8 protein-coding genes are annotated in these 13,169 nt (G+C 44.4%); 5 read left to right on the top strand and 3 right to left on the bottom strand.

The features are described 5' to 3' along the window. Positions 1-52 precede the first annotated feature (52 nt). The 3 genes from H6550_06645 (at position 53) to H6550_06635 (ending at position 5,520) form a co-directional block, all read left to right on the top strand. A complete protein-coding gene (locus H6550_06645) occupies positions 53-2,218 on the top strand; it encodes a S46 family peptidase (protein MCB9045800.1) in 2,166 nt (721 codons plus the stop codon). Positions 2,219-2,336: 118 nt separating this feature from the next. Then, positions 2,337-2,888 carry a hypothetical protein gene (locus tag H6550_06640; protein ID MCB9045799.1) on the top strand — a complete coding sequence of 184 codons (552 nt, stop codon included), beginning with the start codon at positions 2,337-2,339 and terminating at the stop codon, positions 2,886-2,888. Positions 2,889-2,895: 7 nt separating this feature from the next. After that, on the top strand, positions 2,896-5,520 hold the full coding sequence (locus tag H6550_06635) for a T9SS type A sorting domain-containing protein (protein MCB9045798.1): 2,625 nt from the start codon (positions 2,896-2,898) through the stop codon (positions 5,518-5,520). A gap of 68 nt (positions 5,521-5,588) precedes the next feature. Here the strand turns inward: H6550_06635 and recN are convergent, their stop codons facing one another. Next, positions 5,589-7,250 carry a DNA repair protein RecN gene (gene recN / locus H6550_06630; protein MCB9045797.1) on the bottom strand — a complete coding sequence of 554 codons (1,662 nt, stop codon included), beginning with the start codon at positions 7,248-7,250 and terminating at the stop codon, positions 5,589-5,591. Between the two features lie 84 nt (positions 7,251-7,334). On the opposite strand from recN, the gene H6550_06625 reads away from it, so the two are divergent. Next, complete coding sequence (locus H6550_06625; GenBank protein ID MCB9045796.1) at positions 7,335-8,507, top strand: class I SAM-dependent rRNA methyltransferase; 1,173 nt, start codon at positions 7,335-7,337, stop codon at positions 8,505-8,507. A 52-nt stretch (positions 8,508-8,559) separates the two neighbouring features. Here H6550_06625 and H6550_06620 read toward each other — a convergent pair whose 3' ends face one another. Continuing rightward, positions 8,560-11,193 (bottom strand): T9SS type A sorting domain-containing protein, encoded by a 2,634-nt coding sequence (locus H6550_06620; GenBank protein ID MCB9045795.1) that lies wholly within the window; start codon positions 11,191-11,193, stop codon positions 8,560-8,562. A gap of 265 nt (positions 11,194-11,458) precedes the next feature. Between H6550_06620 and H6550_06615 the strand changes: the two genes are divergently transcribed. Next, positions 11,459-12,052, top strand: coding sequence for a 2OG-Fe(II) oxygenase (locus H6550_06615; protein ID MCB9045794.1), 594 nt, complete (start codon positions 11,459-11,461; stop codon positions 12,050-12,052). A 14-nt stretch (positions 12,053-12,066) separates the two neighbouring features. Here the strand turns inward: H6550_06615 and H6550_06610 are convergent, their stop codons facing one another. After that, positions 12,067-13,161 (bottom strand): hypothetical protein, encoded by a 1,095-nt coding sequence (locus tag H6550_06610; GenBank protein MCB9045793.1) that lies wholly within the window; start codon positions 13,159-13,161, stop codon positions 12,067-12,069. Positions 13,162-13,169 lie beyond the last annotated feature (8 nt).

Here is a 13,169-nt window from a genome sequence, read left to right as displayed (position 1 = left end):
AAAACTGTATATTTATTTCTTTGAAAAAAATTTTCCGTATTTATTTCTTTTTATGAACAATTTTCAGGTTGGTTTATTACGTAAGACATTAATTATTATCATATTAGTTGGCTCAGGATTAAACGCTCAGTCGAAAAAAGGCATGTGGCTTCCTCCATTGCTAAAAAGCCAGGAAGCTGAGATGATAGCTGCCGGTCTGAACATTCCGGTTGAACAGCTATACAACGCAGATGGTACAGGTTTGAACAATGCTGTTGTACTATTCGGCAGTGGTTGTACAGCTGAAGTTATATCTAAAAAAGGGCTTTTGCTCACTAATCACCATTGTGGATACGGAACAGTTCAAGGGCTCAGCAGCAAGGAGCATGACTACTTTGCTGATGGCTTTTGGGCCCAAAAATATGAAGATGAGCTGCCTTGTGGTGGCTTAACCGTCACATTTATTAGGAAAATAGAAAATGTGACAGATAAAATAACCGTTAACCTCGATGATACCTTGTCTGAAACAGTAAGGGACAGTATCATAGCTATAAGGATAAAGAATCTACAAAAAGGTTATAAATACACCACGGGGTATGATGCCATTATCAAACCTTATTATGAAGGCAACCAATACTGGGCGCTGCTGACAGAAAAGTATACTGACATACGTCTTGTTGGCTTTCCTCCTAATGGTGTAGGTTCGTTTGGGGGAGATACAGACAACTGGATGTGGCCCCGTCACACAGGAGACTTTAGTATGTTCCGCATTTATGCAGGCAAGGATAATAAACCCGCCCCTTACAGCAAAGACAACAAGCCTTACGACCCTGACAAATACCTGGCCATTAATACGGGTGGATACAAAGAGGGAGACTATACTATGGTATATGGATTTCCGGGACGCACCCAGCAATACATATCATCTTATCAATTAAACCAGATATATAATATTATAGACCCTATACGCATCGAGGTACGTACCACATTGCTTGAAACATGGGCCAAACACATGGATGCTGATAGGGATGTATTTCTGAAGTATACATCAAAACACAAACGAGTGGCTAATGGCTGGAAAAAATGGCAGGGAGAAGTACGTGGCCTGCGCCTGAACAACGTGCCTGAAAAGAAAATGGCCTACGAACAAAGTTTCCAGGGTCTGGCTGCGGCAGATGAGACCCTACCCTATGCTGACGACCTGCTGGCAAGAATCGGCGCAGTGTCAAATGCTGCTAATGATGTGATAAAAGCAGAAGAGTTCATCAGGGAAGCAGTATTATCTGTGGAACTGATACGGCAGGGTCAAAATTTTGAAAAGATGCTGGCTGTGTACCGCTCAGGTATTACTGACGATGAACTATCAGATAGCCTGAAGCGTTTGGCGAAAAGCTGGAACGGATACTTCAAAAATTATGATGCGACAACAGATAAGGATGTATTTACACAACTGATGCCACTGTTTTTTGCTAAATGCCCGCAATATGTACCCTCTATATATAAAGAGCAGTTGCAAAGATATGGTAATGACTATCCTAAATGGGCGAATTATGTGTATAACTCAGCCGCCGCAAGCCAATCAAGATTAGAAAAACTTGCTGAATCGACCACACTTTCTGATAGTATGAGCATTGTAACAGACCCTGCCTGGATATTGTATAATGCTATTAATACGGTTAACGAAAAACGTGTTAAACCTGCACTGACAACCTATAACGAGCAAATGAGTTACCTGAACAGGCTGTATATGAAAGCCCAAATGACACTCGACCACAATACCAATTTCTTTCCCGACGCAAATCTTACACTGCGCCTGACATATGGCAATGTGAAGGGCATAGATCCGGACGGGCCGGCTGGATATTCTTTCCAGACTAACCTTGATGAAGCCGTTGCCAAACATAACCCGGACATTGAGGAGTTTGATATGCCGGAAAAACTGAGAGAAATACACAAAAACAAAAATTATGGACGCTGGGCAGTGAATGGCACAGTGCCAATCGCATTCATAGCTACCAACCATACCACAGGAGGCAACTCGGGCAGCCCTGTACTGAATAGCAAAGGAGAACTGATAGGCCTGAACTTTGACAGGATATGGGAAGGTACTATGAGTGACCTGTATTTTGATCCGGGATTGTGCCGTAACATTAGCGTTGACATCCGCTATGTCCTGTTTATAGTGGATAAGCTGGGCGATGCCGGCTGGCTGCTGAAAGAAATGAAGCTGACCAAATAGCAGGTAATGGTACAATAAAACCTACTCAACGAAAAAAGAACCCGTAAATGGCGGGTTCTTTTTTCGTATATTTACCCGCTGTTATATCTATTTTTACTCCCTCTTTTAAATGTACCTGATGATCAGACAAAATACTTTTACAGTAGCGATACTGGCTATTTTATTTATGGCATTAACCGCTTGCGCACAATCAAAAAAAAGCACAGCAGCAAAAACAAGCAGGCATATCACAAGTGACAAACCTTTGCTATTACAGGCAACCGAGCAAACTACTCTTCCCGGCAGACCGGAAATGGAGCCTACTACTGATAACAGGTTTGTTATTGTCTGGAAGAGCAAAGACGCGCCGGCCTCATTCTTCTGGCGCGGACAACAAAGCTGGCTGCCTTGCAACGTAAATAAAGTGACCGGTTACAAACCACTTGTTGTAAAAGACAACGGGGATGGAATCCCGACTCCTCTTAACTATGTGACCGTCAGCACAAACAATCAGAATTTTGCTACAGGCGATACTCTTGAACTGTACCCGGTAACAGGTGGCAAGCACCCGATTCCTGCTGAAATACCGCAAGACAAAAACAATGTTATCTATTATAAAACCGTAAACAGCAATTGGCTTGCCCTGCCTGTGGACAGCATCACAGTTCTGCCGTCTATAGCAATGCCTTAGTAGTAAGATGAAAAAGATATATACGCTTTCAGCGGCTGTACTATGCAGCCTGCAGGTTATGTCCCAACCGTGGTTGGAAAATGTGAACGTTGAGCAAATGACAGTGGCTGAAATAGCGGAAGCCTATGAGGCTAGGCCATCTTTAAATCATTCTGTTGACGAAGAAAAAGGAACTACCGACAATGAAGACGAGCGGGAAGATAATAACTATCATTTCCGGCGCTGGCTGAACTTTGTGGAGGGGCGCACTGATGAACAAGGGCACCTGGTATCTACAGCACATATATGGCGCGAACTGAAAAAACTGCAGGCAAAAGAAGGTATCAACCGTGCTGAAGGTAAAAGCACTGCGATGGATGCCAACTGGACATTTCATGGCCCTACCAACCCGCTTAGTGGCAATTTTGGGTTGGGACGATTGACAGTGGTTGAATTTCACCCGACAGATTCTAATGTATATATAATAGGCACACCAGGTGGCGGAATATGGCGTACAAAAGACGATGGAGCAACATGGGCACCTTTGAACGATTTTTTTCCTGTATTAGGTGTAGCAGATATAGATTACAACCCGCAAAACCCTAATACTATATATGTATGCACGGGCGACAGGGACGCAGGTGACACCTATAGTATGGGCATTTTCAAAAGCACTGATGGTGGTGCGACATGGGATACTACAGGCTTTCAGTATCCTTTTACTGCATCAAAGAAAACAAATGGGTTGATAGTAAATCCGATAGATACCAACTCGTTAACAGTTGCAACTTCTGATGGGATATATAAATCATATGACGCCGGTAAATCATGGACATTATTGTATACAGGTTACTTCCAGCAACTATTGCCACACCCAACAGATACTGCTATTATGTTTGCCGCCGGCTCCTACCAGGGTGCTCAAAATGTATTCCGTTCAAATGACGGCGGGACTTCATGGCAGGTTGTCTCAGGTGTAAATAATGGCCGGAGAGTTGAAATTGCAGTCACCAAAGCCAACACTGCGGTAGTGAAAGTAGTAGTTGCAAAAAGCGATTATGGTCTGGAAGGTATTTACAACTCAACAGACACAGGAAAAACCTTCACGAAAATATTTGACGATGGCACCAACTGCAGTACCAACATTCTGGCCAGCAGCCCCAAAGGTGATGAATGTGCCGGGCAAGGCTGGTATGACCTGTCTATAGAAATCAGCCCGTTGGACGAGAACCAGGTTGTAGTTGGCGGTGTGAATACTTGGGTATCTACCAATGGTGGCAGCAGTTGGAAACTGGTCAATCAATGGAAGAATACAGTAACCGGTGTCACTATTGTTCATGCGGACAAACATTTTCACAAGTTCCACCCACTCCAGCCTTCTACCCTTTTTGAGTGTAACGACGGTGGGCTTTTCAAAACTTATGCGCCTATGAGTACGAACAGCATATGGGATAACAAAAGCGAAGGTTTGGGTATTACACAATTTTACAGGAATGCAGTTTCAGATGCAGCAACCTATGTACTGGGTGGCGCACAGGACAATGGCACCAAAATGTTGGTTGGCGGCACATCGCAACAAATGACAGGCGCAGATGGTATGGAATGCCAGATGGATCCTGTTGACAGCAATATACTGTATACGGCGCAACAATACGGTGAACTCAGGCGCTCGGTTGACGGAGGGCAGAAATTCACAGACATACAAGGGAATATTCCGGGCAAGCCTAAAGGTGCGTGGATAACGCCTTATATTATTCACCCGGTAGGTAGAAATGTGCTTGTTGCAGGATATAACTATGTATTTGTTTCAACTGACTATGGCGATAACTGGTCTGCAATTTCGCCCAATTTCTTCAATAACATCACACAACTCGCTGCAACAGCAATAGACGACAAATATTTGTTCTGTGCTACAGTAACCTCCAGCGCCAGTACAATAAGATATACAACAGACTTCGGAAATGCGTGGAAAGTACTCAGCCCTATCAACTCTAATATGCTTACTGTATCCGGCCTAATGGTAGACCCTTTTTGCAAGGATTCGCTTTGGGTAACTTACCGAACCTACACTGCTGATAAAGTTGCAGTAGCTGATATACGTACCGGCAAATGGACAGTTGTTGATAACGGCCTGCCCGACGTGCCTGTTAATTGCATTGAATATGACAAGAGCAATAACACACTTTACATCGGCACTGACCTTGGTGTGTTTTATAAAGAATACAACGACACTGCATGGCAATACTTCAATAACGGAACGTTACCCAACGTTGAAGTTATGGATCTTGGTATCAACAACACGACAAATACTATCTGGGCAGCTACCTATGGTCGCGGTATGTGGAGTTCGCCTACCCACAAATCCACAACAGGCATAGCCAACACGATACCCCTGGCTCAGGATGTTGTTACTATTGCCCCCAACCCTAACTACGGTGATTTCAATATCAGTACAAAAAATCTGGCACTTAAAGGTAAATCAACAGCGATACGCATCATGAACATGGCGGGTATTGTAGTATGGCGTAACGATGTAGTATTAAGCAAGGATGGCGGCGCTAAAATAAAAGTCGACCTACCCCGCGGTACCTACCTGGTAGAAGTGTTGCATGAGGGCACCATTTTTGCAAAAACAAAGATGGTTGTATTTTAAGCCAACAATATCATAAAAGGGAGGGCGTGCTATAATGGCATGCCCTTCCTTTTTATATTCAATTTATTTTATGCAGTCACTAATTCTTTTGCGTTCTGCAATGCTGCTTTGCCAGGCTCTTCGCCACCTATCATTTTGGCGATAGCCAGTATTCTCTCGTCTTTTGTCAGTACGCTTACCCTTGTTGTTATTCTGCCGGTACGTTCAGCCTCTTTGTATACATACATATGATGATCAGCTTTGGCTGCTACCTGCGGTTGGTGTGTGATACAAATAACCTGGTGATATCGGGCTAATCCATGTAACAGTATACCTACCTGCTTAGCAGCTTCTCCCGACACGCCGGTATCCACCTCGTCAAAAATGAGCGTAGGCAATTCCATAGCCTTTGCCGTCAGTGATTTGATACAAAGCATGATACGGCTCATTTCCCCCCCTGAAGCAGCCTTATGCACAGGTTGAAGGCTGCCGCTTTTATTTGCGTCTAAGTAAAACTGAACATGGTCGATACCCAGTTCTCCGGGCATATCTTTCTTATCAACCTGCACACTGAACAAAGCGTTGGGCATGCCTACCAATGCCAGTAGTTTATTTACCTCTACAGAGAATAGTTTTGCATGTTTACCCCTTGCAGCAGAAAGTTTGCCGGCTATACCCATCAATTTTTCTGACAACTGTTGCAATTGAGTTTCCGTATCTCCGATGGCATCTTCTATATCCAGGCTGGCTTGCAAGTCTTTTACCAGGTCTGCAACAATATCCAGTAATTCATTCGTTGTTTGTACATTATGTTTTTTCAGCAGTTTGTAACCTATGTCTACCCTATCCTGCAATCGTTGTATCTCTTCTTCATCAATAGTAACTGTACCTGCAATATTCTCTACTTCATCTGCTATATCCTTCAGCTCTATGTGCACAGAATTCAACCTTTCTATCACTGCTTTTGCTTCCGGCATCAAAGTTGAAATTGTATCTAACTGCTGTAACAGTCGTTTCAGTTCATTTACAAGCGGATGTTCACCTTCATTCAGCACTGTTAGCGTCTCCAGCAAAACCTGTGTGATGCGTTCAGCATGAGTAAGCTGTTTCAGGTGCTGCTCAGCCTCCTCAATTTCATCATTCTTTAGCGCAGCTTCCTGCAACTCATCCAGCAGAAACTTTTTATAGTCTGCTTCTTTCTGCCATTCAGCTTTCCGGGTTTTGAGAGCATCCAGTATTTTTGTTATGTTCCTGTATTCGGTATAACATGCTGAGTAGTCTTTCCTCAATGTATTATTGCCGGCCACCGCATCAAGTACATTCATCTGAAAATGACTATTATCCAGTGCCAAATGGTCGAACTGTTGGTGCAGGTCTACCAGTAGTGACGTGAGCCTGTTCAACACATCAAGGCGCACAGGTGTATCATTGACAAATGCCCTTGATTTCCCACTCGTGTTTATCTCTCTGCGTATGATACACTGCTCATCGTAGTCCAGTTCTTCTTCCTCTATAGCTGCCCTGAATGTTTCGTTGCCCTTTACGTCAAACAGTGCCTCTACGATACATTTTTCATCCTTATTGATAAGTACGGAGGTATCTGCCCGCTCACCCAGGATCAAAGAGAGGGCCCCGAGTATAATACTCTTTCCGGCGCCTGTTTCGCCTGTAACAATGTTAAGCCCTGCAGCAGGCGCTACCACCAGGTGGTCTATAATAGCGTAATTATTGATCGTTAGTTTTTGCAACATATCCGGACAGCGCAAAAATAAGTAACTAAATGGCACATTACATAAGAAAATGAAAGAGCCATATGAATTCTATACATTTGCGCCATGGCCAAATTTTTCTTACGTAAAAAGATAGGTGACAGGGTGGTAAATGGGCACCCCTGGATATTTTCCAACGAGCTTGGTGATAGTGAGGGCAAATATGAACCGGGAGATATTGTTGAAGTATACTCATATAACGGCTCCTTTGTTGGAAAAGGTTATATCAACCCTTCATCTCAAATTAGGATCAGGCTGCTGACAAGAGACAAAGACGAACAGGTAGACAAGGATTTTTTCTACAACAAACTGAAAGAAGCATGGGAATACAGGCAACAGATAGGCTATGTAGAGAACTGCAGGCTGATATTCGGTGAAGCAGACGGGTTGCCGGCACTCATTATAGATAAATTCAATGACTATTTTGTAATACAAACACTGGCACTTGGCATTGACATTTGGAAGGATGCTATAGTAGAAGCACTGCAAAGAATATTCTCTCCCAAGGGTATCTACGAGCGGAATGACGTGCCTGTAAGGGATCTGGAAGACCTGCCACAGATAAAAGGTTTTCTGTCTAAACCTTTTGATACTAATATTATCATTAATGAAAACGGCCTGAAGTTTCACGTGGATATTGAGAACGGGCAAAAGACAGGCTACTTCCTGGACCAACAGGATAACCGCAGGGCTATACAGCATATTGTGAAGGGAGCTAATGTGCTCGAAGCTTTCTGCTACACAGGCACCTTCTCTTTACACGCCGCGCATTACGGTGCCAAAAGTGTTTTAGGGCTTGATATATCTGAAAATGCAGTAGCCATGTCAACCGCCAATGCAAAGCTGAACGGATATGATAAAGTGTGCAAATTTGAAGCCGTAAATGCTTTTGATGTTCTTAAAGTATGGGCTAAAGAAGGACGTAAGTATGATGTGGTGATGCTGGACCCGCCAGCCTTTACCAAGAGCAGGGCTAACATCCAGAAGGCAATAACAGGTTATAAGGAGATCAACCTGAGGGGGATGAAGATGGTAAAACCGGGTGGCTTCCTGGTGACGGCATCGTGCACTAACCTTGTGCCACCCGACCTATTTCTCAAAACCATTGAGCTGGCTGCCAAAGATGCCAAGCGCAAACTCAGACAGGTTACCTGGCAAACGCAGGCTTCAGATCATCCTATTATGTGGCATATACCTACCACGCAATACCTTAAGTTCCTGATCGTACAGGTAATGTAATATTATATTTAACAACATCGGCGGCAATAATAACTGCCGCCGATGAATATGGTTATCGTATGACCGCCCGTTTTCGGCCAAGTACTGAATTATGATCTTTCAGTTCGACAATATAAACACCCGGAGGCATCCCTTTTACATCGACATCTATTCTTTTACCACCATCCAGCTTTTCTTCCCTGCTTACAACTGTTTTTCCCGTAAAGTCAATGACATTTACCCTTAGTGCCTTACCTGCCTGCATTGAAGGACCTGCTATTATTTTAAACTGGCCTTCAGAAGGGTTAGGCGCTAAACGGAACACATCATCAGCATAAGGTATGATGATGACATAGTTGGTTGTATCAGTGGTATCTGTCGTATCCGGTGGTATAACATATGAACCCTGCTTGACCGAATTCCACATACCCCGGCCGTAAGTAGACGCCCATATCTCTTTCGTTGTATAATTTATGCCCAGGTCGGTCACCTCAATAGATGGCATATTCTTCTGGAATGATGCCCAGAGATTGTTGGTAGATGTATCCCTGTAATACACACCAATATCTGTACCTACATACAAAACACTCAGTGAGCTGTCATATTCGATACACTTGACAGGAATGTTAGGCAAGCCCCCGGCTATCGGAGTCCAAACTCCTTTGTTATACTCCACAATACGGTTGGTATTGTAGCCGCTGAAAGAAACAAAGAACCTGCCGCTGTCCGTAGGGTGTGCTTTGATGTCTGACATATTGCCACTATAAGGAACAATGATCGTATCAAATGTAGCTGTAGCGCCGTGTACATAGTTCTTTGCATAGAACACAACTTGTGTATCAGGGAACAACGCGTAAATAGTAGGATGTTTGCCACCTGTCATTGCCAACCTGTAGCATTTACCACCGGTTATTTCAGATCCTTGTATTGACATCCAGTTGTTACCCCTGTCAGGGCTGTAATATATCTCTTTATATCCTGCTATGAGGTGCATATTACTATCGGGAGTTATGAGATATGGCGTTATCCATGCACCTGACGGCTTGCCGGGTATATTATCCTGGATGTCTGTAAAGCTGTTACCGCCGTTTGTTGTACGTCTCAACTCCCCGTTTTGCACCGCAGTATAGAATACATTTGAATCCAGCGGGTCTGCCTGGCACTCCATTCCGTCACCACCCGTCAGGTCGTACCAGGTACCACCCTGCCAGCCTTTAGAGCCATTATCCTGCGCACCACCCAATGCATAGTTGGCAGCATTGGTCACAGCATTACGATAGAACTGGGTCACACCTAAGCCATTGGAAATATCCGTCCATAAAGTACTCTGCGGCAGGCGTGTTTTATAAAGACCTCCATCGTTACCTTCGAACAATTCTCCGGTAAGCGGATGATATTCATGAGCATGTTTATCAGCGTGCACGGTCATAACACCGGGAGCATTCGAATACCACTCCGTAACCAACGACCATGAAACACCACCATTGTTAGAACCATATGTATTAACACCACCTACGTATACTTCATTAGCATTTGTGGGATTGACAGCAATGGTCAGGTCGTACCAACCCTGGTTACCACAACCCTTACCATTTAGCGCACCTACTATCAGGTCGCCCGTTTTTGAATTACAATTGCTGCCAGAAGGAACATATACCTGGGAGAAAGATGCGCCCGAATTAGTAGACTTATAGATACCCATCAGTCCATTAGAACTGTTACAAACCACAGCCATTACCAACGAAGGATTGGCCGGAGTAACTGCCACCTGTATCCTCCTGGCGTTGTTGAAGCTGGTAACCGTGGTCCAGGTAGCACCACCGTCGGTTGAACGGTAAATGTCCCTTGTACCATCATTTTTAGGAGCATACAGGATGCTTGTGTCTGTCGGGTGATAGACAACCTGTTTAAAATGGCCCGATTGTACAGAGGTCCAGTTAGCACCGCCGTTATAAGACTTGTATATCCCGACGCTGGTAGCAACTGTGAGCGAATTCGTATCCTGCGGGTTGATGACCAGGCAGTTGGTAAGCCTGAACTGGGAAGGTGTCCACGTCAGTCCTGTGACACCCCATGTGGCTCCGCCATCTGTAGACTTAAGCACACCCAGGCTGTAAGTATCAGAAGCATCGCGATCGCCGGGGCAGAGATAAATCGTATTCGGGTTTTTAGGGTTAATATCGATATCAGATACGCCGAGTACCGCCAGGCTGTGCGTCATAGCTGTCCAGGTCGCACCGTCATTGGTGGTCTTCCAGGCCCCCCCTCCGGCTGTTCCTACCCAATAGGTATTAGAATCAGTTGGATGAAAGGCGACGCAATTTACACGGCCTATGCCTCCGTAGCCACTATATGACAATGTAGGCCCCACAAACTTCCAGTCCGATTGGTTAGCGGTTGTTTTTGATCGTGCATTGTTCTGCGCTTTCTGCCCCTCAATAAAGTTAGCTGCAGAAGACACCATGTAGCCATTCTCGTCCAGGTGTTGCGACCAGTACCACTTCCAGCGGTCGTAATGGTAGCCTTCCCCTTCTACTTCGATCCCATTTTCAAATTCTTCTTCACGATCCATATCGTGCGTTTGTTCGTACTGTTCCACTACATCCCTGAATAGCACGGGTGTGGTATTATCCCCCTCAACCGGGGCTTGTGCATAAGCAGCAGCTGACGCGAAGGCAAGTATACCTGCCAGACAGATCCTCTTCATATCTAAAAATAAATTCATGAATATTCGTTAAAAATATTGAATTTTCGGTTAATATTCAATATGATATTTATCAATGCTACCATTACCATGCTAATGGAACCTTATCTGTAGGGTATTGACTTGTCTTTTCTCAAACGGATAACAAACAAAAAATGTATCTCGTGCTTGTATTTTATACCAAAAAACCACCATACATTCGCGCCGCCTTTGATTACCTGGTATAAGGCCCACAACGTATATCAGCAAAATAACCCGAGGCTTATGCATGAGTGCGCAATTTGATGAGCTGATAGACGGCTATATACAGAACCAGGCAGGTATCTGTAACCAATTTCTTGACGACAGGCTGACCACAGAACTACGTAAGAACCTTGAAGTACTGAACCAGCGGGATGAGCTATCGCCCGCAGGTACGGGGCTGGGCGTATCGAAAGTATATGATATGCAGGTGCGCAGCGATAAGATATACTGGATAGACAAAAGCAGTACGAACGAGTTCGAGCTGGAGTTCATAGACAAGGTAGAGGCTTTCATCAGCTACCTGAACAGCACCTGCTATACAGGTATCAACGACTATGAGTTTCACTATGCGATATACGAGCCGGGCAGTTTTTACAAACGCCATCTTGACCAGTTCAGGAACAACAGCGCGCGCAAGTTCTCTTTTATTACCTACCTGAACGACGACTGGCAGGAAACAGATGGCGGACATTTAGTTATATACCCCGGCGATAAGACCGAAAAGATAACACCGCTGGGCGGGCGTACCGTTTTCTTTAAAAGTGACGAACTGGAACACGAAGTGAACCCCGCCAACCGTACCAGGGTGAGCCTGACAGGCTGGTTGAAAAGTGTTTAAGCCGCAGGAGCAACTTATTCCTTTTCGCCATAGACAAGGATGAGTTCTTCCCTGTCTTTTGCATAATTGTAATTGGGTAAATGCTCAAAACGTATCCTTGTTCTATCCTCATTTTTCCAATATTCCGGGCAAGCTTTTTCAAACATAGGCCAAAGTTTATCGTCACAATTGTCACCGCAGTTTTTTAACTTGTTATGTTCTACCTCGTAGCTGTATTTTTTCGGATCATTGGTGTAGCGCATAATTATGAACTGTGCTATGGGACAATTAGCCGCATATGCAGCCCATATATCGTTCATTACTTTGCGGGAGCTCAGCACACCAATACCCGGCACATCCATAAAGCCTGTAACGTCGAAACATGCATAACCGTTTCTCTTCAATAAGTTCATTTCCATGAATGTACTATAGGCACTTTTGTTCTGCTGTATCTTCTGCAACATAGACAATGGTATCCACTGTTTGCTGAAGGCATCAAGCATTGGAGGCAGGTAATCATAATAATGTTCTATATCCCTGCCGGCCAGGTAAGCAGCATATAAAGCACCAGCTTCAGGAGCAGGCCAGCCGTTCTTTAATACATATTCACGCAGGAAAATGGATTGGACAGAATCAGCAATATGCAACTGCTGCTCTACATCTGCCCTGTATGGTCCCGGAACAGAATCCAACACATGTTTCAGTGATATAATATTGAAATAGTATTTGCTGAATGAATCATACTCAGCCGGGTGTGGAGCGTTATACGCGGCAGCAAAACGTTTTTTTATCGTATCCTTAACCTCATTTTTCAACCTGAACTTCTGCAGGAACGCATCCATACCCGAAGGACTCAGCCCGCGAAACATGAGGATATATGGAGGTATTGCCAGCATATGCCTGCTTGTGTTCTCCTCATCGTTCTTTGCATTATACATTACAGCCAGATCATAATGACGAAAGGCTGCATTCTCAGCGGTTGGTATAGCAAGAGCGTTTACCTCTTTAATTTTTGCCTTCAGTTCGGGCGAGGCGAATCCGTTGTCATCTTTTCCCTCTACACCCGGTTGCGCCGAAATAGTGTTCAACGCTACAAGCATAACCATCAGCAATGTGCCATATCCTGCCATTTGCTAAA

The organism is Chitinophagales bacterium, from assembly GCA_020636495.1.
GTDB lineage: Bacteria > Bacteroidota > Bacteroidia > Chitinophagales > Chitinophagaceae > UBA5543.
Note: the sequence above shows the minus strand (reverse complement) of the source record. Positions and strands in the feature narration are given on the sequence as shown.